This window comes from Micromonospora sp. MW-13 (assembly GCF_003434305.1).
GTDB lineage: Bacteria > Actinomycetota > Actinomycetes > Mycobacteriales > Micromonosporaceae > Micromonospora.
Window position 1 is genome coordinate 13,853 of sequence record NZ_QKKX01000042.1, and the last position, 23,148, is coordinate 37,000.

Below are 23,148 nucleotides of genomic sequence, written 5' to 3' on the forward strand. Positions count from 1 at the left end.
GACGGCCGGCTCAGCGGATGCCGGCCTCGCGCAGCAGCAGCCCGGTCAGGGCGGCCGGGTCGGTTCGCTCCGCCGGCAGGCCGCGTGCCGTGAACCAGGTCGCCACCACCCGGACGTCCCGGGCCAGGAACTCCGGGCCCTGCGGGTTGGCCACCACGTCCACCACCTGCGGCAGGTCGATCATGACCAGCCGCCCGTCGTGCACCAGCAGGTTGTACGGGGACAGGTCACCGTGGGCGTGCCCGGCCCGGGCCAGCACCACCAGGGCGTCGACCAGTTGCTCCCACAGGGAGCGCAGCTCGGCCGGCTCGGGGCGGCACTGGGCCAGCCGGGGCGCCGCCCGCCCCTCGGCCGGGTCCCCCACGAACTCCAGCATCAGCTCGGTGCCGATCAGCTGCACCGGGTACGGCACGGCGATCCGGCCGTGCGCCGCGCCGATCTCCCAGAGCCGGGACAGGGCGGCGAACTCGGCGGCGGCCCACTGCCCGGCGATCATCTGCCGGCCGAACGCGGTCCGCCCGGCCATCGCCCGGTTCTCCCGGGACCGGCGCACCCGGCGGCCCTCCAGGTAGCCCGCGTCCCGGTGGAACAGCCGGTGCTGGGCGTCCCGGTAGCGCTTGACCGCCAGCAGGCAGGACCGGTCGGTCTCCGGCACGGCACGGCGGACCAGGTGGACGTCCGCCTCCTTGCCGGTCTTGAGCACGCCCAGCTCGGTGTCCCGGGCGGCCAGCTCGGTGACCAGCCAGGCCGGGTGCGGCTCGGGGCCGTGCACCGCCCGGTCCCAGCTCGACCAGGCGTCGTTCGGGGCGTGGTCGCCGGAGGCGTCGTCGTCGGGGGTGTTCTCCGGGTCGGTCAGGACCGGCTCGGCGGGCCGGCCCCGCTTCAGGAACTGCGGTTCGTCGTCGTCGAAGCGGCTCTTGCCGCGGGTCCGGCGCCCGCGCGCCGGGAAGTCATCGTCACGCACTGTGCTGGTGATCCCTTGATCGAGGCTGGTGGAGGCAGGTGGAAACGCCCTGCAAAGACGGCCATGACCGACCTCCTTCTCCTCGACCGGGAGCACCCGGCTGCGCACTCGCGCGGCACCATGCTCGACCGCGCCGACCCGGCCCGCAACCGATTTACCCGCCCGCCACCGCTACGCGACGACCGCCGGCGCGTCCGCGCCGGCGCGGCGCGGGGCTCAGGCGGCGAGCACCGCGGCGACGGCGGCGATCAGGCCGTCGACCGTGTACGTCGGGGCGAAGCGGCTGTCCGTCCAGGCCCGGCCCCGGTGCAGCCAGACGCTGGGCAGGCCCACCGCCGCCGCCCCGCCGATGTCCGCCTCCGGGCTGTCCCCCACCACCCAGGCGCCGCGCAACGGCATCCGGACCCGCCGGGCCGCCAGCGCGAAGATCCTCGGGTTGGGCTTGCTGACCCCGGCCTCCTCGGAGATCACCCAGTCGGCGACGTACCGGTCCAGGCCGGTGCGGCGGATCATCGCGTCCTGCTGGCGCACGGCCCCGTTGCTGACCACCACCGGCACCCAGCCGGCCCCGTCGGCGATGCGCAGCGCGCAGGCCACCAGCGGGTCGAGCCGGCTGTTGGCCAGCACCCCGGCGTGCAGTTCCTCCACCAGGTCGATCGAGGGGATGAGCAGCCCGTACCGGTCCCGGATCGCGTCCGCGACGTCCCAGCGTTCGGTCAGCCCGTCGGCGTCGATGGAGAGCAGCCAGTCGATGTCGGTGGCCGGGGCGCCGACGCCGTCGAGAAAGCGCTCGCCCCAGGCGCGGAACGGACCGGCCCGGTCGAGCAGGGTGTTGTCCAGGTCCAGCAGGAGCAGCGACACTCGGGCACCTTAAGGCAGACGAGCCGCCGTCCGACAGGGCCAGCCCACGACGACCTCGACCAGAGTCAGCCGCGCAGCGCCGCGCGGGCCGCCCCGGCGTCGGCGGGACGGTCGACCAACATCGAGTGCGCCGCCCGGGTGGCCGCGAGCACCGCCGGGTCGAGAACGGCCACCAGCACGTCCTCACCGGTGTCCGCACCCCTGGCCAGCGGCTGGCCCTGCGGGTCGTAGACCGCCGCGCCGCCGTTGAACCGCCACGGGTCCGCGCCGTCGACGGCGTTGGCGAACACGACGAACATGGTGTTGTCCAGGGCCCGGGCCGCGTAGTAGAGGTCCCTGCGGTGCGCGGAGCCGGCGAGGTAAGCGCTCGGGCAGAGGTAGCCGTGCGCCCCGTCGGACGCGGCGGCGCGGCCGTGCTCGGGGAAGCAGCCGTCGTAGCAGATGCCCAGGCCGAACCGCCAGTCGTCGACCAGCAGGGTCGCCCCGCGCCGGCCGGGCTGGAACAACTCGCGCTCGTCGCCCCAGAGCTGCTGCTTGTCGTACGCCGCGTGGGCGACGCCGGCGCGGTCGACGACCAGGGCGCAGATGGTCCGCCGGCCGTCCGGGTGCCGGACCGCCGCGCCGACCACCACGACCGCCGCGCCGTCTCGGGCGGCGGCCCGCAGCGGGTCGAGCCGGGCGTCGGGCACCGTGCCGTCCCCGGCCGCCGCGAGGTCGGTGCCGGCCGGATCGGCGGCCAGCGCCGGCAGATGGTACCCGGGCAGGAACAGCTCAGGCAGCACCACCACCCGCGCGCCCTCGGCGACGGCCCGGCCGGTGAGCCGGGCGGCGGCGACGGCGTTGCCGGCGACGTCCCCGGGCACCGGGTCGGCCTGGACGGCCGCCACGGTCAGCGGCGCGGCGGGCGGGGCGGGGGTGGTGGGCGGTGTCACCGGGCGATCGTAGCCGGCCACCGGGCGGCCGATCACCGCGTGCCGCCCCGCCGGGACCGGTCGCCGCAGCCGGTGCCGTCCCGACACGGGTTCCAAGCCGTACGTACGGTTTGCAGAGCGTCCGGGCACCTGACACGATCGTGCTGTGCCCAGAGTAAGTCAGGACCAGCTCGACGCCCGCCGGCAGGAGATCCTCGCCGCCGCCCGGGCGTGTTTCGCCCGGCACGGGTACGAGGGCGCCACGGTGCGGCGGCTGGAGGAGGCCACCGGACTCTCCCGGGGCGCCATCTTCCACCACTTCCGGGACAAGGACTCGCTCTTCCTGGCCGTGGCCGAGGACGACGCGGCGGCGATGGTGGAGACGGTTGCCCGCAACGGCCTGGTCCAGGTGATGCGGGACCTGCTGGCCCGGGCCGTCTCGCCCGACACCACCGGCTGGCTGGGCAGCCAGTTGGAGGTGTCCCGGCGGCTGCGCACCGACCCCGCGTTCGCCCGGCGCTGGGCCGAGCGTTCCGCCGCCATCGCCGAGGCCACCCGGGAGCGGCTGGCCCGCCAGCGGGAGGCCGGCGTGCTCCGCGAGGACGTACCGATCGACGTGCTGGCCCAGTTCCTCGAACTCGCCTACGACGGCCTGGTGCTGCACCTGGCGATGGGGCGCCCGGCCGGCGACCTGGGCCCGGTGCTCGACCTGGTCGAGGAGGCCGTCCGCCGCCGCTGACCGGTGCCCGCCCGACCCGTCTCGGTCCGGTAACTGCGCCCCCGGCCGTGGCCCGGCGTGGCGAGCCTGTTCCACAATGGGTTCGCGTTCCCCTCGCGCGACAGGAGAGCAGCATGACCGTCCTCGCGGCGCCCGGCGACACCTGGGGCATCTCCGGACCCACCTTCCTCAGGGTCTACCTGCTGGCGGCCCTCGTCGTCGTCGCCGGCTCGATCATGCACCGGCGCCGGCTCCTCGCCGGGCCCCCGGCCACCAGCGTCGGCCAGCTCGGCCCCCAGCAGGTGGCCTTCCTCAACGGCGGCAACCAGCTCGCGATCTGGACCTCGCTCGGCGGGCTGCGCGGCACCGGGGTCGTCGGCGTCAAACCCGACCGGCGGCTGGCGGTCGGCGGCCAACTGCCGGCCGGGGCCACCCCGCTGGACCGGGCGGTCCACCACGCCGCCAGCCGCAACCTGTACGCCCGCGAGCTGGGCCGCGACGGGTGGGTGCTGCGGGCCCTCGAACAGCTTCGCGACGACCTGCAGCGGCAGGGCCTGGCGCTGACGCCGGCGCAGCGGTTCTCCGCCCGGCGCGGGTCGTTCATGCTGCTCTCGCTCGTCCTGCTCGGCGTGGTCCGGGTCGTCGCCGGGCTGGCCAACGACCGCCCGGTCGGCTTCCTGATCCTCGCCCTTGCCCCACTGGCGGTCGCCGCCGTGCTGATCGCCCGGGTGCCCTGGCGGACCCGGGCCGCCGACGTCGCCCTGCGCGAGCTGCGCCGGCGCAACCTGCACCTCGCCCCCACGTCCGCTCCCGCCTACGCCACCTACGGAGCAGCCGGCGCGGCGCTGGGCGTCGCCCTGTTCGGCACCGCCTCGCTCTGGGCGATGGACCCGGGCTTCGCCGAGCAGGCCGAGATCCAGCGGCAGGCGCTCTCCAGCGGCGGCACCTCCAGCGGCGGCACCTCGTGCGGCGGCGGCTCCAGTGGCGGCGGGGACGGCGGCGGGGGCGGATGCGGCGGCGGAGGCGGGGGCGGATGCGGCGGCGGGTGCGGGGGCGGATGCGGCGGATGACCGGCCCGGGAACCGCCACGACCGGCCCGGATGCCGGGGCTGCCGGCGCGGGCCGGGCCGGGGCCGGCGCGGGCGAGGTGGCCGGGGCCAGCCCGGGTCCGGCCGGGGTCGGCATCGGCTGGCGGCCGGAGATCGGCGGCTTCGTCGCCGACCTGCCGGGGCTGCGGTTCGTCGAGGTGGTGGCGGAGACCCTCGCACCGCACGGGCCGCCGCCGGCCGGGCTCGCCGAGCTGGTCGAACGCGGTGTCACCGTCGTACCGCACGGGGTGAAGCTCTCCCTCGGCGGCGCGGAGCCGGTCGATCCGGCCCGGGTGTCCCACCTGGCGCGGGTGGCCGAGCTGGTCGGGGCGCCGCTGGTCAGCGAGCACATCGCCTTCGTCCGGGCCGGCGGGGTGGAGGCCGGTCACCTGCTGCCGCTGCCGCGCAGCCGGGAGGCCGTCGCCGCGGTGGTGGCCAACGTCCGCCGGGCGCAGGCCGAGCTACCGGTGCCGCTGGCGCTGGAGCCGATCGCGGCACTGTTCGACTGGCCGGACGACGAGCTGGACGAGGCGGACTTCCTCACCGAGATCCTGGACGCCACCGGCGCGACGCTGCTGCTGGACATCGCCAACGTGCACGCCAACGCGCGCAACCGGGGCACGGACCCGCTCGCCCTGCTGGACCGGCTGCCACTGGGCCGGGTCGCGTACGTGCACGTCGCCGGCGGCGCCGAGCAGGGCGGCTTCTACCACGACACGCACACTCACCCGGTGCCGCCGGTCGTGCTCGACCTGGTCGGCGAGTTGTGCGCCCGGCACCGTCCGCCGGCGCTGCTGCTGGAGCGCGACGGCCACTGGCCGCCCGCGCCGGAGCTGCGCGCCGAGCTGGACGCGATCGCCGCCGCCTCCGGGTACCCGGTGGTGACGTGAGCGACGACCGGGGCCACCCCGCCCCGTCCGGCCGGTCCGGCGAGCTGGCCGCCCGGCAGGCCGAGCTGGTGGCGACCCTGGTCGCCGGCGGGCCGCTGCCTCCCGGGTTCGCCCCGGGGCCGGTCGACGCCGCCCGCCGGGCCCTGCTGCGCAAGCGGGCCGGCGACGTGGCCCGGCACTGGCCGCTGCTCGCCGCCGGCCTCGGCGCGGCCTGGCCGGCCACGTTCACCGGGTGGGCGGCGGGCCGGCCCACCAACGGCTCGCTGCGCGACGGCTGGGACCTGGCCCGGGAGCTGCGCGAGCGGGGCGAGCTGCCGCCGTTGGGCGCCGAGGAGTTGGCCTGCCGGGAGGCGGCCAGCCGCTACGACGGCGCGGGCGCGCCGCGCCGCCGCCGGCTGCCGGCCCTGGCCCGCACCGGCGGCGCCGTCGCGGTACAGCTCGCCGGCCGGGTACGCCTGCTGCGCCCGGCCCGCCGCTGACCGCGTCCCGCGCCGTGCGGCAGGATCGGTCTTATGGACTTGGGACTCACCGACCGGGTGTACGTGCTGACCGGCGCCTCGCGTGGGCTGGGCTTCGCCACCGCCGAGTGTCTCGTCGCCGACGGGGCGCGGGTGGTCGTCTCCGCCCGGGCCCCCGAGCGGGTGGCCGAGGCGGTGCAGCGGCTCGGCGGCCCGGAACGGGCCATCGGACTGGCCGCCGACCTGGCCGACCCGGCCACCCCCGAGCGGCTGGTCGCCGCCGCCCGGGAGCACTTCGGCCGGCTCGACGGCGCGCTGGTGTCGGTCGGCGGCCCGCCCCGGGGCACCGCGGCCGAGGCGACCGACGCGCAGTGGCGCGAGTCCTTCGAGACCGTCTTCCTCGGCACCGTCCGCACCGCCCGGACGGTCGCCGCCGGGCTGTCCGACGGAGGCGCGATCGGGCTGGTCCTGTCCAGCTCGGCGCGCAGCCCGCTGGCCGGACTGGGCATCTCCAACGGGCTACGGCCGGGGCTGGCCGGGGTGGCCAAGGACATGGCCGACGAGTACGGCCCCCGGGGCGTGCGGGTCGTCGGCCTGCTGCCGGGGCGGATCATGACCGACCGGAACCGGGAGCTGCTCGCGGCCACCGGGGACGCGGGGCGGGCCCGGGCCGAGGCCGAGGCCGGCATCCCGCTGCGCCGCATCGGCGAGCCGGCGGAGTTCGGCCGGATCGCCGCGTTCGTCCTCTCCCCCGCCGCCGGCTACCTGACCGGGATCACCCTCCCCGTCGACGGCGGCGCGCTGCGCGGCCTCTGATGGCCGCCCACCGCCGGGAGCCGAGGACGGCCTCCCCGGCACCGACCGGGCCGGCCCAGACCCGAGCGGCCCAGACCCGAGCGACTCCGACCAGCGCGGCCCAGACCGGAGCGACACCGACCGGAGCGACACCGACCGGAGCGACACCGAGCCGGTCCGGCGGGGCGGACCGGGATCGGCGGCCGACGCGGGAGGAACTGGCCGCCGCGGCGGACCGGACCATCCCCGACGTCATCGCGCCCGGGCTGACCGTGCTCTTCGTCGGGATCAACCCCGGGCTCTGGTCGGCCGCGACCGGCCGGCACTTCGCCCGGCCCGGCAACCGGTTCTGGCCGGCCCTGCACCGGGGCGGCTTCACCCCTCACCGGCTGCACCCGAGTGAGCAGGACACGCTGCCCGGGTACGGGCTGGGCATCACCAACATGGTGGACCGGGCCAGCGCCCGGGCCGACGAGCTGACCGCCGCCGAGCTGGTCGAGGGGGCGGAGGTCCTGGCCGACAAGGTACGGCGGCACCGGCCCGCGTGGGTAGCGGTGGTCGGGGTGACCGCGTACCGGATCGGGTTCGGCCGGCCGAAGGCGGCCTTCGGCCCGCAGCCGGAGCTGCTCGGCGACGCCCGGCTGTGGGTGCTGCCCAACCCGAGCGGGCTGAACGCCCACTTCACGGCGGAGACCCTGGGCGCGGCCTTCGGCGAGCTGCGCGCCGCGACCGCCGGCCCGGCCTGACCCGGCACCGACGCCGGCAGGGCCAGCAGGGCCGGGCCGGGCCGGTCAGTTGGCGGCGGCCGGGGGCATCGCCTCGTCGGCGACGTAGGTGGCCATCGGCATGGTGATCACGGTCTCCGGCCCGGTCGCGTCCACGTACGGGGCGGGCGAGTCGGCCACCGCGAACTGGGTGCGGTACAACTCGGCGTAGAGCCCGCCGACGGCGACCAACTCCTCGTGCCGGCCCCGCTCGACGATCCGCCCCTCGTCGAGGACCAGGATCTGGTCGGCGTCCCGGACGGTGGAGAGCCGGTGTGCGATCACCAGCGCGGTACGCCCGGTCAGCGCCACCGACAGGGCCCGCTGCACCGCCGCCTCGCTCTCCGAGTCCAGGTGCGCGGTCGCCTCGTCGAGGATCACGATCGACGGGGCCTTGAGCAGCAGCCGGGCGATCGCGATGCGCTGCTTCTCGCCGCCGGAGAAGCGGTACCCCCGCTCGCCGACGGTGGTCTCCAGCCCGTCGGGCAGCGACCGGACCAGGTCGGCGACCTGCGCCCCGGCGAGGGCCGCCCAGATCTCGTCGTCGGTGGCGTCCGGTTTGGCGTAGCGCAGGTTCTCGGCGATCGTCTCGTGGAACAGGTGGGAGTCCTGGGTGACCACGCCGATCTCGTCGCGCAGCGAGGCGAGCGTGGCGTCCCGGACGTCGACCCCGCCGACCAGCACCTGGCCGTCGCTGACGTCGTAGATCCGGGAGATCAGCATGGACAGGGTGGACTTGCCGGCGCCGGACGGGCCGACCAGGGCCACCATCTGGCCCGGCTCGACGACGAACGAGACGCCCTTGAGCACCGGCTCGTTGACGGTGCGGTCCAGCGTGGTGACCTCCTCCAGGGAGGCCAGCGACACCTCGGCGGCGCTCGGGTAGCGGAACCGGACGTCGTGGAACTCGACCCGGCCGTTGCCGCGCGGCACGGCGACCGCGGCCGGCTTCTCCTCGATGCCGGGGCGCAGGTCGAGCACCTCGAAGACCCGGTCGAAGGAGACCAGCGCGCTCATCACGTCCACCCGGACGTTGGACAGCGCGGTCAGCGGGCCGTAGAGGCGGGTGAGCAGGAGCGCCAGCGTCACCACCGTGCCGGCGCTGACGCTGCCGGTGACCGCGAGCCAGCCGCCGAGGCCGTAGGTGAGCGCCTGGGCCAGCGAGGCGACCAGCAGCATCGCCACGAAGAACGTCCGGGAGTACATGGCGGACTGGATGCCGATGTCGCGGACCCGCTCGGCCCGGCCGGCGAACCGGCGCGCCTCCACGTCGGGCGAACCGAACAGCTTGACCAGCAGCGCCCCGGACACCCCGAACCGCTCGGTCATCGTGGCGCTCATCTTGGCGTTGAGGTCGTACGACTCGCGGGTGATGTCGGCCAGCCGCCGGCCGACCCGGCGGGCCGGGATGATGAAGATCGGCAGCAGGATGAGCGACAGGACGGTGATCTGCCAGGACAGGGTCAGCATCACCGCGGCGGTGAGCACGAGCTGGATGACGTTGCTGACCACCCCGGAGAGGGTGGAGGTGAACGCCCGCTGGGCCCCCATCACGTCGTTGTTGAGCCGGCTGACCAGCGCGCCGGTCTGGGTGCGGGTGAAGAACTGCAGTGGCATCCGCTGGACGTGGTCGTAGACCCGGGTCCGCAAGTCGAGGATGATCCCCTCGCCGATCCGGGCCGAGTACCACCGCTGGGCCAGTGAGAAGAGCGCGTCGGCGACCGCCAGGGCGGCGATGACCAGGGCCAGCCGGACCACGGTCGACCCGGCGTCCGGGCCGCTGCGGCTGATCGCGTTGATCACGTCACCGGCGAGCACCGGGGTGGCGACGCCGATCACCGCGGCGATCACCACGGTGACCAGGAAGACCACCATGTCCCGCCGGTAGGGACGGGCGAACTCGACGATCCGCCGGGCGGTGCCCCGCTTGAGCCGGTGGGCGGAGATCTCGTCCCGGTTGCGCATCGACCGGATCATGTTCCAGCCGCCCATGCCGCCGTCAGACATCGCGCGTCACCTCCGGGTCGTGGGCGGACTCGTGCCGTCGGGTCGATTCTCCCGACGCCTACGACAACCTCGGCCGTAACCCGGTTTCTTCCCGGACAGTCCTTACCGTTGCGCCCCGGTTGGCGAGGCCGTTCCGCCCCGGTTTGGCGAGGCTATTCGCCCCGGCCGGCGAGGTCGCGTAGGCGACGGGTCTGTGCCTCGCGCTCGGCCCGCTGCTGCTCGGCGTGGGACCGGCCGGCGGCGCCGGCGAGCAGGGCCTTGATCTCCGTCACGGCGTTCCGGTCGTTGGCGAGCAGACCGGCGGTGAGGTCGCGCACGGCGGCGTCCAGCTCGGCGTTCGGCACCACCAGGGTGGCCAGCCCGAGCCGGTCGGCCTCCGCGGCGTCCATCCGCCGGCCGGTGGCGCAGATCTCCAGGGCACGGGCGTAGCCGACCAGCTCGACCAGCCGTCTGGTGCCGGCCAGGTCGGGGACGAGCCCCAGGGTCACCTCGGCCATGGAGAGCTTGGCGTCGGCCGCCAGCACCCGCAGGTCGCAGGCGAGCGCGAGCTGGAGGCCGGCGCCGATGGCGTGCCCCTGCACGGCCGCCACCGAGATCACGTCCGGCCGGTGTAGCCAGGTGAAGCCGCCCTGGAACTCCGCGATCCGGTCGGCGCACTCCTGCTCGGGCAGGGTGGCCAGCTCGGCGAAGGAGCCCGGGCCGGAGGAGCCGGCCACCGACAGGTCGAGGCCGGCGGAGAACGCCCGACCCTCGCCGCGCACGACGACGACACGCACGTCGCCGGGCAGGTCCCGCGAGTAGTCGCTCATCGCGCGCCACATCGCCGGGGTCTGGGCGTTGAGCACGTCGGGCCGGCACAACGTGACCGTCGCGACCGGCCCGTCGCAGTCGAGTCGTACCCCGGCCGCGCCGGGGGTCACCGGGCCGTCCGGGGGACGGCGCTGGTGGACGACGTCGGTGGGCGGGTCACGCCTTCTTGCGACGCCGGGCGCCACCGCGCTGACGCAACTGCACGCCGGACTCGGTCAGCACCCGGTGAATGAACCCGTAGGAACGCCCGGTGGAGGCCGCGAGCGCACGGATGCTCTCCCCCGAGGTGTACCGCTTTACCAGGTCCTTGGCGAGCGTCTGACGCTCGGCTCCGACGATCCGGCGACCCTTCTCAGTGCTGGTGGCTGTGCCAGTGGCTGCCATGCTGATTCCTCACGTCCCAGACTGTGCGGTTCGGATACGGTCCCACCTATTAGACCGCCTCGAACGATCATGCGCCAGATATCAACTATTCGCCAACCGACACGCTATGCAGTGTCGGTTACCCGATAGGGTGACGACGACGGCCGGCTGACGGCGCCACCACGGCGCCGGGCCCCGGCCGGGCCGGGCGCGGCGGCCGTACCCTGCCTGGCGTGACCGACCTGATCGCGACCGCAGCCGGCGCGGCGCTGGTGTTCGCCGCCACCAACGTCGACGACGTCATCGTGCTGACCCTGCTCTTCGTGGCCGCCCGGAGCACCGGGAGCCCCCGGCCGTGGCACATCGTCGGTGGCCAGTACCTGGGCATCGGCGCGCTGGTCGTCGCCGCCGTGGTGGCCGCCGCCGGGCTGCTCGTGGTGCCCGACCCGTGGACCGGCCTGCTCGGCCTGCTGCCGATCGCGCTCGGCGTGCGCGCCCTGCTGGCCCGGCGCGACGACGCCGAGCCGCCGGTCGTGGTCGGCGGGCTGCTCGGGGTGGTGGGGGTGACGATCGCCAACGGCGCCGACAACATCGCCGTGTACGTGCCGGTGTTCCGCGCCCTCGACCCGGTCGACGGACTGGTCTGGCTGGTGGTGTTCGCGGTGCTGGTCGGGCTGTGGTGCGCGGTCGCCGCCGGCCTCGGCGGCCACCCGGCGGTGGTCCGGCTGGTCGACCGGGCCGGTCACTGGCTGGTCCCGGCCGTCTTCGTCGCGATCGGCGTGGTGATCCTGGTCAGCTCCGGCGTACTGACCCACCTGGCCACCTGAACCCGCCGCCCCGCCCCGGTGGACACGGAATCCGTGCCGCTTCGCGAAAGGTGCATGAAGTCGCATTCCGCCCGACACGGCCCCGTGGTCGACCCGGCGCGGGCGGACTCAGGCCAGCTCGACCAGTTCGAGCAGGTCGTCGCTCCAGGCGTCCTCGTCGCCGTCGGGGAGCAGGATCGCCCGGTCCGGCTTGAGCGCCAGCACCGCGCCCGGGTCGTGGGTGACCAGCACGATCGCGCCCGGGTAGTTCGCGATGGCGTCGAGCACCTGCTCCCGGCTGACCGGGTCGAGGTTGTTCGTCGGCTCGTCGAGCAGCAGCACGTTCGCGCCGGAGCAGACCAGGGTGGACAGGGCCAGCCGGGTCTTCTCCCCGCCGGAGAGGACCCCGGCCGGCTTGTTCACGTCCTCGCCGGAGAACAGGAACGCGCCGAGGATCTTCCGCAGCTCGGTGTCGGTCTGCTCGATGGCGGCGGCGCGCATGTTCTCCAGCACCGTCCGGTCCACGTCCAGGGTCTCGTGCTCCTGGGCGTAGTAGCCCAGCCGCAGCCCGTGCCCGGCGTGCACCTCGCCGGTGTCCGGCTTGAGCAGGCCGCCGAGCATCCGCAGCAGGGTGGTCTTGCCGGCGCCGTTGAGGCCGAGGATGGCCACCCGGGAGCCCCGGTCCACCGCCACGTTGACGTCGGTGAAGATCTCCAGCGAGCCGTACGACTTGGACAGGCCGGACGCGGTGAGCGGCGTCTTGCCGCACGGGGCGGGGCTCGGGAAGCGAACCTTGGCCACCTTGTCGGAGACCCGGACCTCCTCCAGTCCGGAGATCAGCTTCTCGGCCCGGCGGGCCATGTTCTGCGCGGCGACGGTCTTGGTGGCCTTGGCCCGCATCTTGTCGGCCTGGGCCATCAGCGCGCCGGCCTTCTTCTCGGCGTTGGCCCGCTCCCGGCGGCGGCGCCGCTCGTCGGTCTCCCGCGCCTCCAGGTACGCCTTCCAGCCCAGGTTGTAGACGTCGACCACCGAGCGGGTGGCGTCGAGGAACCAGACCTTGTTGACCACCGACTCCAGCAGCGCGCCGTCGTGGGAGATCACGATCAGCCCGCCCTTGTGGTTGGCGAGGAACCCGCGCAGCCAGGTGATCGAGTCGGCGTCGAGGTGGTTGGTCGGCTCGTCGAGCAGCAGGATGCCGCCGCCGTTCTCGCCGGCGTCGCGGAACAGGATCCGGGCCAGCTCGATGCGGCGGCGCTGACCGCCGGAGAGGGTGCCGATGGTCTGGGCGAGGGCCCGGTCCGGCAGGCCGAGGTTGGCGCAGATCCGGGCGGCTTCGGCCTCGGCCGCGTACCCGCCGAGGGAGGCGAACTGGTCCTCCAACGCGCCGTAGCGGCGGACCAGCTTGTCGTCGGCGCCGTCGGCCAGCCGGGCCTCGATCTCCTGCATCTGGGCCATCAGCACGTCCAGGCCCCGGGCCGAGAGCACCCGGTCGCGGCCGGTGACCTCCAGGTCGCCGGTGCGCGGGTCCTGCGGCAGGTAGCCGATGGCGCTGCGCCGGTCGAGCTGACCGGCGTACGGCTGCCCCTCCCCCGCCAGCACCTTCAGGGTGGTGGTCTTGCCGGCGCCGTTGCGGCCGACCAGGCCGATGCGGTCGCCCGGCTGCACCCGCAGGGTGGTGTCGGACAGCAGGATCCGGGCGCCGGCGCGCAACTCCAGGCCGGTGGCAGTGATCATGTCGAAGGCTCGCTCTCGGGGTCTGGAAGGGCTGACTCAGGGCACGCGAAAGCGCCGGCGGGTCGGTGGTTCCCGTCGGCGCGGGGCGGTTCAGCCTTCGCAGAGCAGCACGCCGCAATTGTACCGGGCGCCCCGGAGCGCGCCGCCCGGATTACCAGGCAAGATCATCGGGTACCGAAAACGGCGTCCGGACCGGTCCGGTACCGCAACCGCCAAACGTGATGAATCGTGATCGGGGTCAACATGGAGCTGAACGAGAACGCGCAGGTCGACACCAGTCAGGTGGACGATCGGCGGGGGTCCGGGGGAGGCGGCGGCCTGGGTGGCATCCCCATCCCGATCGGCGGTGGGCGCGGCGGCCTCGTCGGCATCATCGTCGCGGTGCTGATCGCCCTGGTCGGCGGCGGCGTCGGACTCAACGCGATGACCGGGGGCGACGACGCCAGCCAGGGCGACAACACCTCGCTGGAGCAGAAGTGTTCGGCCGACGACGCGCTGAAGCAGCTCGACTGCCGCAACACCCTGTACGTCAACTCGATCCAGGCGTACTGGCGCAGCGCGCTGCCCGAGGTCTTCGGCGAGCAGTACCAGCCCTCGAAGACCGTCTTCTTCAGCCGGGGCGTCAACACCGGCTGCGGCCAGGCGGACTCCGGCGTCGGGCCGTTCTACTGCCCCGCCGACGACCTGGTCTACATCGACCTGACCTTCTACCAGCAGCTCGCCGGCCAACTCGGCGCGAAGGGCGAGTTCGCCCAGCCGTACGTGCTGGCCCACGAGTACGGCCACCACGTGCAGGACCTGCTCGGCACCGAGGCCCAGATGCGTCGCGAACAGCAGCGCGACCCGGGCAACGCGAACGCGCTCTCGGTGAAGTTGGAGTTGCAGGCCGACTGCTACGCCGGCGCCTGGGCCAAGAACGCCACCGGCACCGCCGACGAGCAGGGCCAGAAGATCTTCACCAGCATCACCGAACAGGACATCCAGCAGGCCGTCGACACCGCGGAGAAGATCGGCGACGACGCCATCCAGCAGCGCTCCGGCCGGCCGGTGAACCCGGACGAGTTCACCCACGGCACGTCGCAGCAGCGCAGGCAGTGGTTCACCAAGGGGTACGACACCGGGGACCCGAAGTCCTGCGACACCTTCGGCGGTGGCGCCTGACCTCCACGCCGAACCCGGCCGCCCGGGTAGCGGCTACAGGAGGCCGTGCCTCCGGGCGAAAGCCGGGAATTCTGCTCCGGTACAGGGCAGACGAGCACCGGCGCCTCTCAGCGCCTCGATGAGGTTTCCGGCAGCCGTCTCGGTCTGTTTGCCCTCCCGACAGGCTCCAGCGAGTAGCCAGATCGCGCCATGCACCCGTGCCTCATAACTACGAGCCACCTGGGTCGCGTTCCGGTCGTCCGTGATGGCGACACCGCCGCGCAACTCTGCCGCCGCCAGAACGGACGCTTCGCCGAGGTCGCGTTCGCCCGAACCGAGCCGCATGGCCCACTTGGTGAAACACCGGATCTCGTCGAGCGTGTCCAGTTGGGCGATACTCAACCAACCCGTGTCGCAGGCAGCGGTGATCTGAGGATGAACCGGCGAGCCCGTCCGCAGTTCCTCCATGACCACCTGCGTCGTCCAGCAATCGGCGTCGAGCAGAAGGTCCCGCAGAACGTCGAGCCGATCAGCGAGGGCGAAGTGGTTGAGAACCATCGTGTCGAGCACCAGAACGGAGGTGGTCTGCGCCAGCAGGCTCACGGCGCGATCTCCAGGTCGTCGTCCCCCGGTAGGTCCGCCTCAACGATCTGGCCGTGCATCAACTCGACGGCTCTGACCCGGGTGATCCGGGAGGTCCGCAGTGCCTCCATCACCGCATGTGCGTAGGCCGGCGGCACCCGCACCGACGCGAGGTCCGGCTGCGGCACCCAACCGAGCGCCTCCATGAACTCCACGTGCGTCGGTCGGGCCTGACTCCACGCCTTGCGGGTCGCTGCGTCGATGTACCCGGCCAGCTCGGCCTGCCGCAATGCCAGCACCCAGGAGGTACGGAATCGAGCCGCGTAGCCCACGAGCAGATCCCGGCTCGCCGACCCGTTCGCGCCCGTGGCGGCTATCGCCTGCACAGGCAGCAGCAGCTCCGCAGCGAAGGCGTCGATCACGGCCTCCCGGCCCGCCCGGGAGGCGCTCACACCAAGGTCGGTCGAGTACTCATCGCCGATGATCAAATGGCCCAGCTCATGGGCCGCGGTGGCCCGGCGGCGGCCGGGATCACCCTTGGTGCTGACCACAGCAGCGGCGATGCCTCCCTCGACGAGGGAAGCGCCGTCACCCGGTAGGTCGGTGACCAGGATCCACTGACCCGCACGTTCGCAGACATCCATGATGCTGCCGATCGGTTCGTCGCCGAGACCGAACTGCTGCCGCAACCATCGTGCCGCCTCGCGGGCATCCGCTTCGCACGTCACGGCGTGCGGATATCGAAGCGGCGGGCGGGTACGCAGAATCCCGAGGTCGAGCAACTGCTGCACGTTGCGCAGCCACTCGACCAGGACGATCTCCAAGCGCTCGGACGAACGGGCTGCCTCGGTGTCCGTTTCCTCGGTCAGTGGTGCCGCCCGCCGCGAGAGCACCGCCGGCCTAGGCTGAATCAGATACTCCATCGACACGTTGAGCGCCCGGGAAACCCGGGCCAACTCCAAACCGTCCAAGCGGCGGGTACCGGCCTCGATCTTGGCCAGCATGGTGCGGTCGAGGCCCGTCCTCGCGGCGAGGTCCTGTTGCGAGAGGCCCGCAGACAGGCGGGCCTGTCGCACCTGCTCCCCGACGATCGGCCAGTCCACGCCATCAGCCATAGTGCGATAATCGCACACTGACGTGCGGAATGGGTCAACGCACGAGTTCACGGCTTCCACATCCAGGCGTCCTGCGGCACCTTCGGCGCTGGCCGTTGAGCCGCCCCAGACCGCAGCCGGCAGGCAGACGGGCCCGGTCGCCTCGGCGGCCGGGCCCGTCTGGTCCTCGGGAAGCGGGCGGGTTCAGACCCGCTGCCAGAGGGCGGGGACGGTGGGCGGTTCCCAACCCGCCTGGGCGGTGTGCGCCTGAAGGCACCGGTACGACTGGCCGCCGTAGGTCACCGTCGCCCCGGCGGCGTACGGGGTGCCCGCCTGCCAGGTCGTGTCACCAGGCGGATTGCCGGTGCCGGTGGGGGTGGGCGTCGGGTCCGGGCCGCCGCCGGAGGTGATCAGGCTCAGCCCGTAGGCGGCCAGGATCGGGTTGACCGGCTGGAAGTACATGGTGCCGCCGCTGGTGCAGTTGCCCGAGCCGCCGGAGGTGACCCCCTGGGCCTGGGCGCCGGCCAGCCAGGAGCCGCCCGAGTCGCCCGGCTCGGCGCAGGCGTTGCTGCGGGTCAGGCCCGAGACGGTGCCCTCCGGGTAGGTGACGGAGGCGTTCTTCTGCTGGATGGTGCCGCAGCGCCAGCCGGTGGTGGAGCCGGACCGGCAGACCGCCGCGCCGACGGCGGCCTCCGTGCTGCCGGCCACGGCGACCGTGCCGCCGTTGTACTGGTTGACCAGGCCGCGCGGGGTGTTGCCGGCGTCCACCTGCACCCAGGCGTAGTCGCGGCCGGGGAAGGTGGAGCCCCGGAACGTGCCGCCCGGCTGGGAGGTCCGGGCGCCCGTCCGGCCACAGTGCCCGGCCGTGACGAACCCGCCCTGCACGGAGAAGCCGACCGAGCAGCGGCTGCTGCCGATGTAGTACGCGTTGCCGCCGATCACGTCGGCGTACGGCCGGGGGTTCTCCGTGCTGGCCTGGACCCGGACGGTGCCGGCCGGCGCCCCGGCGGCGAACGCCTCGGCGGCGGCGCCGCCCCCGGGGCGGGCCAGCACCACGACGCTGTTCGTGGGCAGGTCGGCGTACCAGCCGACCACCGCCTCGGGCGCGGCCTCCGCCCGCTGGTTCAGCCGGTCCACGACCGCCGTCAGGGCCTGCTCGCCGTGCCGCACCCGGACCGGGACGACGCCGAGAGCACGCGCGGTCGCCGCGTCGGCGGCGGTGGTCACGCCGGCGGCGACAGCGCCGTCGCCCGCCACCCAGGTTCCGCCGTAACGGCTGCCGAGGGTCGCGCTCAGCACCTGCTGGGCGCGGCCGGCCCGGGCGTCGGCGTCGAGTCGGGCACGGGCCTGGGCCGGGGTCAGCCGCAGGTCCCGCTGGAGCGCGGCGAACATCTCGGGCGCGATGCCGTCGGGGGCGACGGCGGCGGCCGGGCCGCCGGGGGCCGAACCGGCACCGGGGGCGGCCTGCGCGGCCAGGGTGAAGGTGAGCACCGTGGCGGCGGCACCCAGGAGGGTGGCGGCCAGGGTGGCTGGTCGTCGGCGCATGGGGGATCTCCTCGCGGACAGGGGGAGGGACCGGGCTGCGGCGACGGGCGCGGTCGCCCGCCCACCGCGCTACCGGCGAGCTAACATTTGTTGTTAACTCTGTTGCCAGTACGGTAAGTGAGGCATACCCATGCGTCAATAAGCCCGCCGGTCAGCCGCATCCGACTGCCACGACCGCCTGGAGTGGCCGTTGTCCACCTCGCCCCGACCCGGCCCGGCCCGCCGCCGGGCAACCCCCGGCCCGCCACCGGAGCTGCCCCGGCACGCGCTGGACGTCCCCGCGCCCGACGAGCTGCCGCTCGCCGTCGGCTCCTTCGCCGAGATCGGGCCGCTGTCGCGCGCCGACTTCCCGCACCGGCACACCTTCTACGAGCTGGCGTACGTGACCCACGGGCGCGCCACCCACGTCGTCGACCTCGTCGCGTACGCCGTCCGGCCGCCCCAGCTCTTCCTCGTCACCCCCGGCCAGGTGCACCACTGGCGCGACGCGGACGACCTGCGGGGGCACGTCGTGCTGTGCACCCCCGAGTTCCTGCTGACCGACCCGGCCGACCGGGACGCGCTGCACCGCTCGGGCCAGCGCTCGTGGCACCCACGCGACGCCGCGCACGCGGCCCGGATCCGGTCGCTGCTGGACCGGATGACCGGGGAACGACGCCGGGCCGAGCCGGGCTGCCGCAGCGTGCTGCGGGCGTACCTGCACATCCTCATCGCCGAGGTGGGCCGGTCGACGCCGGCCGGGCCGGCGGGCCACCCGGCCGGGGACACCCACGCCCCCACCGGCCGGGCCGTGGCGGTGGCCCGCCGCTTCGACGCGCTGCTCGCCGAGCCGGCCCTGCTCGGCGAGCCGCCCCGCGCCTACGCGCGCCGCCTCGGCGTCTCGGTGCGGCACCTCAACGAGGCGGTCCCCCGGGCCACCGGCGCCACCCCGGCCCAGCTCATCCGCCAGGCCCGGGTGCTGGAGGCCAAGCGGCTGCTGGTGCAGACCGACCTCACCGTGGCCCGGATCGCCGACCGGCTGGGCTTCGCCGACGCCGCCTACTTCTGCCGGTTCTTCCGCCGCGAGGTCGGCGACACCCCCGGCGGCTTCCGCCGGCACGGCGGAAAACACCACGACCCGGGCGCCGAACACATCGACGCTGACGGATAGTCATCCCTAGGGTCGGGGCAGCGGGGCCGGCCCGGCCGGGTCGGCCCCGGATTCCCCCTCCGAGCGACAAGGAGCTGCCATGACCGGCGCATCCACCGGCGCGGACGAGCCCCGCGACACCAGCGGTGTCACCCGCAAGACCGTGCTGAGGGCCGTGGCCCTCACCCTGCCCGCGCCCCTGCTGATCGGCGGCGCGGCGCGGGCGCTGGCGACGGCCGGCGGCCCCGCCGGACCGGCGCTGACGCCCACCCCGATGTGCGACGACGGCGACGACCCGACGCCGCCGCAGATCGAGGGCCCCTACTTCAAGCCCAACTCGCCGCGCCGCACCTCGCTGATCGAGGCCGGCACCGTCGGCACCCGGCTGACCCTCAGCGGCTACGTCTTCGGCCTGGGTTGCCAGGCGATCCCGAACGTGTTGCTGGACTTCTGGCAGGCCGACACGAACGGCGGCTACGACAACACCGGCTACCGGATGCGCGGGCACCAGTTCACCGACGCGTCCGGCGGGTACCGGTTGACCACGATCGTGCCGGGCCTCTACCCCGGACGGACCCGGCACATCCACGTCAAGGTCCAGGCCCCGGGCCGGCCGGTGCTCACCACCCAGCTCTACTTCCCCGGCGAGCCCCGCAACAACACCGACTCGCTGTTCGACCCGGCCCTGCTGATGACCGTGCGGACGGTGGACGGCGGCCGGGAGGCCAGCTTCGACTTCGTGCTCAACGTGCCGCAGACCCCCGGACCCACCACCAGCCCCACCGGCACCCCGCCGCCGACGGGCACCTGGGCGGTGGGTACCGCGTACCAGGCCGGCAACCGGGTGACGTACGGCGGGGCCGGCTACCGCTGCCTCCAGCCGCACACCGCCCAGGTGGGCTGGGAGCCGCCGAACACGCCCGCGCTCTGGGCCCGCGACTGAGCGGCCCGCCCGCCGGGGCGGGGCACGGCGGGCGGCATGGGCCCTGATCACAGGGTCAGCGCGGCGGGCGGCCCGCCACACCCGGGAGCAGACGGTGGATGGGCGTCAGGTGGCCGGGCGCACCGCCGAGGGTGGGCGCTCACCGAGCCGTTCCACCTCGCGCAGCCCCTCGCGCATCAGGTCCAGCGCCTCGGCGGGCCGGCCGGCGCGGGCGAGGTGGTCGGCCAGCGCCAGCACGGTGCCGGCCAGCTCGCGCCGCCGGCCGGCGGCGCGGAACCCCTCGACCGCCGCCCGCAGGTACCGCTCGGCCCCGGGCCCGTCGCCGGCGTCCGCGCGGAGCAGTCCGCGCACCCGCGCCGCCCGGGCCGCGCCGGGGCCCTCCCCCTCCCGGTCCAGCACCTCCCCCACCAGCGCGTCCGCCGTCGCCGGCCGCCCGAGCGCCCGGTACGCCTCGGCCAGTTCGACCGCGGCCTCCCCGGCCAGCCCCGGCTGGCCGGCGGCGCGCAGCGCGTCGTACGCGGTGGTGAGGTCGGCCAGTGCGCCCGGGACGTCCCCGGCGGCCCACCGGCCGCGCCCACGCGCCCGGTGGCACGACGCCAACTCGACGTGCAGCGTGGCCTGCCGGGCGGCCTGCCGGGCCTGTTCCACCGCCGTGGCCGCCTCCGCCGTGCGGGCGCGCGCCAGCAGGCTGGCCGCCACCGTCAGGTGCAGCCCGGCCACCCGGACCGGCTCGGCCAGCACCGCCAGGGCCAGGGCCCCCGCCGCCGCCTCCGCCGCCGCCGGCTCGTCGTCGAGCTGGAGGTGGCAGACCGCCAGCTCCGCGTGCAGGGTCAGCAGCGCGGCGGGGTCCGGGTAGCCGTCCCGCACCAGCCCGTCCCGGGCCGACGCCAGCAGGTACGTCGCGTACCGCAGGTCGCCGCCGCGGCCCACCAGCACCGCGCGGACGGCGGTCGCCTCGGCGCGGAGGTGCGGTGCCGCCTCCGTCAACAGTTCCTCGGCCCGGTCCACCTGCGCCGCCGCCTCGCCGGTGTCCCCCCGCCGCAGGGCGAGGCCGGCGAGGCCGAGCCGGGCCCGGGCGACCAGGACCGGGGCGTCCAGCGGCGCGGCGGCCGAGATCACCTCCTGGTAGCCCGCGCCGGCCCCGGCGGGATCGGCCGGCCCGGCGCAGTCGGCCTCGACCAGCCGCAGGTGCAGGCGCACCACCTCGGCCGGGGAGCGGCCGGTGGTCAGGTCGGCCGGGGTGACCCCGAGCCGCTCGGCGAAGTGGGCAACGGCGTCGGCCGAGGGGGTCCGCCGGCCGCTCTCCACGGCGGAGACGTAGGCCGGGGTGTAGCGCGGCTGCGCCAGGGCGCGCTGGGTGAGCCCCCGGGCGACGCGCAGCCGCGCGACGCGGGCGCCCACCTCGTCCCGCCGCGGCGTCACCGCCGCCGCCCCGCCGCGCGCCGGCCGCTCAGCTCGGTCGCTCCGCGGCACCCCGCCGCGCGTAGACCACTCACGTCAGTCGCTCCGCCGCGCGCAGGCCCCGGCGCAGCACCTCGGCCGCCCCCGCGCGGTCCCCCTCGGTGAGCAGCGACTCGCCGAGGTGCCGGCAGGCGACGACGACCTCCCCCATCAGCCCGGCCTGCTCGTACCGGTCGGCCGCGCGGGACAGCAGCCGGCGGGCGTCGGCGCCGGCGCCCCGGGCCGCGCGGACCAGGCCGAGCACGAGGTCGGCCTCCGCCATCAGCTCCCGGTGCCGGCACTCGGCCGCCGTCCGGGCGGCCTCCCCGGCCAGCTCCTCCGCCTCGTCCAGGGCACCCTCGCGGCGGCGGGACTCGGCCAGCTCCAGGGTCGCCCCCGTGTGGTCGAGCACCGCGCCGACCGCGCCGAGCATCTCCCGGGCCCGGCGCAGCTCCGGAGCGGCCTCGGCGGGGCGCCCGGCCCGGCGCAGGACGTACCCCCGGGCCCAGTGACACAACGCGATCTCCCGGGTGAGCCCCAGCTCGGCGTAGCGGCGGACCGCCTCGCGCAGGTAGCGGTCGGCCTCGGCCAGCTCGCCGTCGCGCCGGAGCTGGCCCGCGACGGCGTAGAACTGGGCCACCCACTCGCCCCGGGTGGCCCGGCTCAACAACGGCAGCGCGTCCCGCTCCAGCCGGCGGGCCCGGTGCCGCCAGCTCAGCTCGAGGAACGTGTACATCAACGCGTTGGTCAGCCGCAGCTCGGCGTCGGGATCCACCGGCGGCGCCGCCCGCAACGCCCGCAGCCCGTCCTCCAGGACGGCCACCGCTCGGGGGGCGTCCCCGTCGACAAGCAGGCAGTAGGACTGCCGGGCGAGCACCGCGGCACGCAGCGCCGGGCAGTGCGCCGGCGGCTGCGCCGCCAGCCGCGCGTAGCCGGCCGCGGCGGCCGGGGCCAGGCCCCGGTGCAGATCCGCCTCCGCCGCGTAGTACCGCGCCCAGCCGCCCAGCTCCGGCAGGTGGTAGTCGTCGGCCCGACGGCGGATGTCGGCGAGCGCGCGGCCGGCGGCGTCGAGGTCGCCGGCCGACAGGGCGCGCCGGGCGGTCGCCAGCTCCCCCGCCAGCCGGGCCGCCGCCTCGGCCGGCCGCCCGTGGCGCAGGTCGTCCACCGGCAGCCCGAGCCGGTCGGCGACGTGGGCCAGCGCCTCCGGGCTGGGGGTACGGGTGCCCGACTCGATCGCGCCGAGGAACGCCCGGGTGTACCGGGGCTCGGCGACCTGCTGCTGGGTCAGCCCCCGGGCCGTGCGCAGGCGGCGGATCCGGTCACCGAGACGCTCCCCGTCCGGGCCGGCGCCACCGGCGACGCCGTCCGTCGCCTCCATCCCGACCCCCTTCGCGCGCTGTCGCCAGCCTAGCGGCCCGGGCACGCGCGTCGATCGGTCAGGGTGCGGCCGGTCCGGGATCCCGGACCAGGACCCGCACGGCGCGGGCCGCGTCCACCGCGGCGACCAGCACCGCGTGCCGGGGCTCCGGCACGTCGAGCAGCCGGTCGGCGCGCAGCGCGGCCAGCGGGGCCAGCCGCCGGTCCGCCAGCACGGTGTCCACCGCCCGCCGGTCGCCCCCGCCGACCAGGGCGGTGAGCGTGGCCGCCGCGGGCAGCAGCAGCCGGACGGCCAGCTCGGCCGCGTCGCCCAGCGCCGCCCTCGCCTGGTTGTCGCGGCGGCGGGCGAACCGCTGCTGGGACCAGCCACCGGCGGCGGTGCGCCCCTGCACGTACCGGGTGTCGACCTTCGACACGACGAGGTCGCCGCCCTCGGCGATCCCGACCGCCACCGCGCCCTTGCGGGCGAGCAGCAGCCCGATCCGGCGCGGCGCGGCGACGGCGGTCACGAACCCGGCGAGGTCGACGACCGGGGGTACGCCCGGCGGGCCGTGCAGCTCCGCGGTCGCCCCGTCCGGGGCCGCGAGCAGCAGGCCGTACTCCTGGGGGGTGGTGGTCGGCGGGCCGTGCCGGTCGGCGAAGCCCTCGACCCAGCGGGCGACGCGGGCCGGGTCGACCTCGACCCACCGGCCGCCCCCGGCTGCGGGTCGGCTGGTCACCGTTCGACCG

General features: G+C 75.3%; 23 protein-coding genes. 10 read left to right on the plus strand and 13 right to left on the minus strand.

What is annotated here, in order from left to right; all coding sequences use genetic code 11:
* Positions 1-10: 10 nt before the first annotated feature.
* The 3 genes from C5N14_RS20250 to C5N14_RS20260 form a co-directional block, all read right to left on the minus strand.
* Positions 11-964 carry a serine protein kinase RIO gene (locus C5N14_RS20250; protein WP_117669695.1) on the minus strand — a complete coding sequence of 318 codons (954 nt, stop codon included), beginning with the start codon at positions 962-964 and terminating at the stop codon, positions 11-13.
* A 216-nt stretch (positions 965-1,180) separates the two neighbouring features.
* Positions 1,181-1,825: an HAD family hydrolase gene (locus C5N14_RS20255; RefSeq protein WP_117669696.1), complete on the minus strand. Its 645-nt coding sequence runs from the start codon at positions 1,823-1,825 to the stop codon at positions 1,181-1,183.
* A 65-nt stretch (positions 1,826-1,890) separates the two neighbouring features.
* Complete coding sequence (locus C5N14_RS20260; protein ID WP_117669742.1) at positions 1,891-2,757, minus strand: carbon-nitrogen hydrolase family protein; 867 nt, start codon at positions 2,755-2,757, stop codon at positions 1,891-1,893.
* Between the two features lie 145 nt (positions 2,758-2,902).
* On the opposite strand from C5N14_RS20260, the gene C5N14_RS20265 reads away from it, so the two are divergent.
* The 6 genes from C5N14_RS20265 (at position 2,903) to mug (ending at position 7,431) form a co-directional block, all read left to right on the plus strand.
* On the plus strand, positions 2,903-3,475 hold the full coding sequence (locus tag C5N14_RS20265; protein WP_117669697.1) for a TetR/AcrR family transcriptional regulator: 573 nt from the start codon (positions 2,903-2,905) through the stop codon (positions 3,473-3,475).
* 113 nt (positions 3,476-3,588) lie between these two features.
* On the plus strand, positions 3,589-4,524 hold the full coding sequence (locus C5N14_RS20270) for a TIGR04222 domain-containing membrane protein (protein WP_117669698.1): 936 nt from the start codon (positions 3,589-3,591) through the stop codon (positions 4,522-4,524).
* A complete protein-coding gene (locus tag C5N14_RS20275; RefSeq protein ID WP_117669743.1) occupies positions 4,521-5,432 on the plus strand; it encodes a DUF692 domain-containing protein in 912 nt (303 codons plus the stop codon). The genes C5N14_RS20270 and C5N14_RS20275 overlap by 4 nt, the downstream gene beginning before the upstream one ends.
* Positions 5,429-5,911, plus strand: coding sequence for a hypothetical protein (locus C5N14_RS20280; RefSeq protein ID WP_117669699.1), 483 nt, complete (start codon positions 5,429-5,431; stop codon positions 5,909-5,911). The genes C5N14_RS20275 and C5N14_RS20280 overlap by 4 nt, the downstream gene beginning before the upstream one ends.
* A gap of 33 nt (positions 5,912-5,944) precedes the next feature.
* On the plus strand, positions 5,945-6,706 hold the full coding sequence (locus C5N14_RS20285) for an SDR family oxidoreductase (RefSeq protein WP_117669700.1): 762 nt from the start codon (positions 5,945-5,947) through the stop codon (positions 6,704-6,706).
* Positions 6,706-7,431 carry a G/U mismatch-specific DNA glycosylase gene (gene mug, locus C5N14_RS20290; protein WP_371685880.1) on the plus strand — a complete coding sequence of 242 codons (726 nt, stop codon included), beginning with the start codon at positions 6,706-6,708 and terminating at the stop codon, positions 7,429-7,431. Before C5N14_RS20285 ends, mug begins: the two co-directional genes overlap by 1 nt.
* Before the next feature lie 45 nt (positions 7,432-7,476).
* Here the strand turns inward: mug and C5N14_RS20295 are convergent, their stop codons facing one another.
* The 3 genes from C5N14_RS20295 to C5N14_RS20305 form a co-directional block, all read right to left on the minus strand.
* Positions 7,477-9,456: an ABC transporter ATP-binding protein gene (locus tag C5N14_RS20295; RefSeq protein WP_117669701.1), complete on the minus strand. Its 1,980-nt coding sequence runs from the start codon at positions 9,454-9,456 to the stop codon at positions 7,477-7,479.
* A gap of 152 nt (positions 9,457-9,608) precedes the next feature.
* Positions 9,609-10,376, minus strand: a complete 768-nt coding sequence (locus tag C5N14_RS20300; protein WP_117669702.1) for an enoyl-CoA hydratase/isomerase family protein — start codon at positions 10,374-10,376, stop codon at positions 9,609-9,611.
* A 46-nt stretch (positions 10,377-10,422) separates the two neighbouring features.
* The gene (locus C5N14_RS20305) at positions 10,423-10,650 is read right to left on the minus strand and encodes a helix-turn-helix domain-containing protein (RefSeq protein ID WP_007462679.1); all 228 of its coding nucleotides are present in this window, start codon (positions 10,648-10,650) and stop codon (positions 10,423-10,425) included.
* 212 nt (positions 10,651-10,862) lie between these two features.
* Here C5N14_RS20305 and C5N14_RS20310 point away from each other — a divergent pair, with 212 nt between their 5' ends.
* On the plus strand, positions 10,863-11,456 hold the full coding sequence (locus tag C5N14_RS20310) for a cadmium resistance transporter (protein ID WP_243639845.1): 594 nt from the start codon (positions 10,863-10,865) through the stop codon (positions 11,454-11,456).
* Between the two features lie 108 nt (positions 11,457-11,564).
* Here C5N14_RS20310 and C5N14_RS20315 read toward each other — a convergent pair whose 3' ends face one another.
* A complete protein-coding gene (locus tag C5N14_RS20315; protein WP_117669704.1) occupies positions 11,565-13,169 on the minus strand; it encodes an ABC-F family ATP-binding cassette domain-containing protein in 1,605 nt (534 codons plus the stop codon).
* Positions 13,170-13,412: 243 nt separating this feature from the next.
* Here C5N14_RS20315 and C5N14_RS20320 point away from each other — a divergent pair, with 243 nt between their 5' ends.
* The gene (locus tag C5N14_RS20320; RefSeq protein WP_117669745.1) at positions 13,413-14,330 is read left to right on the plus strand and encodes a neutral zinc metallopeptidase; all 918 of its coding nucleotides are present in this window, start codon (positions 13,413-13,415) and stop codon (positions 14,328-14,330) included.
* Between the two features lie 33 nt (positions 14,331-14,363).
* Here C5N14_RS20320 and C5N14_RS20325 read toward each other — a convergent pair whose 3' ends face one another.
* The 3 genes from C5N14_RS20325 to C5N14_RS20335 all read right to left on the minus strand — a co-directional run bounded on the left by C5N14_RS20325 (position 14,364) and on the right by C5N14_RS20335 (position 17,530).
* Positions 14,364-14,912 (minus strand): hypothetical protein, encoded by a 549-nt coding sequence (locus C5N14_RS20325; protein WP_117669705.1) that lies wholly within the window; start codon positions 14,910-14,912, stop codon positions 14,364-14,366.
* Positions 14,909-16,006 (minus strand): helix-turn-helix domain-containing protein, encoded by a 1,098-nt coding sequence (locus tag C5N14_RS20330; RefSeq protein ID WP_117669706.1) that lies wholly within the window; start codon positions 16,004-16,006, stop codon positions 14,909-14,911. Before C5N14_RS20330 ends, C5N14_RS20325 begins: the two co-directional genes overlap by 4 nt.
* A 183-nt stretch (positions 16,007-16,189) precedes the next feature.
* Positions 16,190-17,530 carry a carbohydrate-binding protein gene (locus C5N14_RS20335; protein ID WP_117669707.1) on the minus strand — a complete coding sequence of 447 codons (1,341 nt, stop codon included), beginning with the start codon at positions 17,528-17,530 and terminating at the stop codon, positions 16,190-16,192.
* A 190-nt stretch (positions 17,531-17,720) separates the two neighbouring features.
* Between C5N14_RS20335 and C5N14_RS20340 the strand changes: the two genes are divergently transcribed.
* Together C5N14_RS20340 and C5N14_RS20345 are read left to right on the plus strand one after the other, a co-directional pair.
* Entirely contained in the window at positions 17,721-18,680 is a 960-nt protein-coding gene (locus C5N14_RS20340) for a helix-turn-helix domain-containing protein (protein WP_207892803.1), read from the plus strand.
* A gap of 79 nt (positions 18,681-18,759) precedes the next feature.
* Complete coding sequence (locus C5N14_RS20345; RefSeq protein ID WP_117669708.1) at positions 18,760-19,602, plus strand: carbohydrate-binding protein; 843 nt, start codon at positions 18,760-18,762, stop codon at positions 19,600-19,602.
* 105 nt (positions 19,603-19,707) lie between these two features.
* Here the strand turns inward: C5N14_RS20345 and C5N14_RS20350 are convergent, their stop codons facing one another.
* The 3 genes from C5N14_RS20350 to C5N14_RS20360 all read right to left on the minus strand — a co-directional run bounded on the left by C5N14_RS20350 (position 19,708) and on the right by C5N14_RS20360 (position 23,138).
* Positions 19,708-21,024, minus strand: coding sequence for a helix-turn-helix transcriptional regulator (locus C5N14_RS20350; protein ID WP_165878168.1), 1,317 nt, complete (start codon positions 21,022-21,024; stop codon positions 19,708-19,710).
* A 70-nt stretch (positions 21,025-21,094) separates the two neighbouring features.
* Positions 21,095-22,420 (minus strand): helix-turn-helix transcriptional regulator, encoded by a 1,326-nt coding sequence (locus C5N14_RS34005; RefSeq protein ID WP_117669710.1) that lies wholly within the window; start codon positions 22,418-22,420, stop codon positions 21,095-21,097.
* Positions 22,421-22,478: 58 nt separating this feature from the next.
* Positions 22,479-23,138 carry an acVLRF1 family peptidyl-tRNA hydrolase gene (locus C5N14_RS20360; RefSeq protein ID WP_117669711.1) on the minus strand — a complete coding sequence of 220 codons (660 nt, stop codon included), beginning with the start codon at positions 23,136-23,138 and terminating at the stop codon, positions 22,479-22,481.
* Positions 23,139-23,148 lie beyond the last annotated feature (10 nt).

What these genes read in the sequence shown, in the direction of transcription:
- C5N14_RS20335 (WP_117669707.1), bottom strand. Translation starts at nt 17,530, where the DNA reads ATGCGCCGACGACCAGCCACCCTGGCCGCCACCCTCCTGGGTGCCGCC.
- C5N14_RS20285 (WP_117669700.1), top strand. Translation starts at nt 5,945, where the DNA reads ATGGACTTGGGACTCACCGACCGGGTGTACGTGCTGACCGGCGCCTCG.
- C5N14_RS20270 (WP_117669698.1), top strand. Translation starts at nt 3,589, where the DNA reads ATGACCGTCCTCGCGGCGCCCGGCGACACCTGGGGCATCTCCGGACCC.
- C5N14_RS34005 (WP_117669710.1), bottom strand. Translation starts at nt 22,420, where the DNA reads ATGGAGGCGACGGACGGCGTCGCCGGTGGCGCCGGCCCGGACGGGGAG.
- C5N14_RS20345 (WP_117669708.1), top strand. Translation starts at nt 18,760, where the DNA reads ATGACCGGCGCATCCACCGGCGCGGACGAGCCCCGCGACACCAGCGGT.
- C5N14_RS20330 (WP_117669706.1), bottom strand. Translation starts at nt 16,006, where the DNA reads ATGGCTGATGGCGTGGACTGGCCGATCGTCGGGGAGCAGGTGCGACAG.
- C5N14_RS20315 (WP_117669704.1), bottom strand. Translation starts at nt 13,169, where the DNA reads ATGATCACTGCCACCGGCCTGGAGTTGCGCGCCGGCGCCCGGATCCTG.
- mug (WP_371685880.1), top strand. Translation starts at nt 6,706, where the DNA reads ATGGCCGCCCACCGCCGGGAGCCGAGGACGGCCTCCCCGGCACCGACC.
- C5N14_RS20320 (WP_117669745.1), top strand. Translation starts at nt 13,413, where the DNA reads ATGGAGCTGAACGAGAACGCGCAGGTCGACACCAGTCAGGTGGACGAT.
- C5N14_RS20275 (WP_117669743.1), top strand. Translation starts at nt 4,521, where the DNA reads ATGACCGGCCCGGGAACCGCCACGACCGGCCCGGATGCCGGGGCTGCC.
- C5N14_RS20305 (WP_007462679.1), bottom strand. Translation starts at nt 10,650, where the DNA reads ATGGCAGCCACTGGCACAGCCACCAGCACTGAGAAGGGTCGCCGGATC.
- C5N14_RS20295 (WP_117669701.1), bottom strand. Translation starts at nt 9,456, where the DNA reads ATGTCTGACGGCGGCATGGGCGGCTGGAACATGATCCGGTCGATGCGC.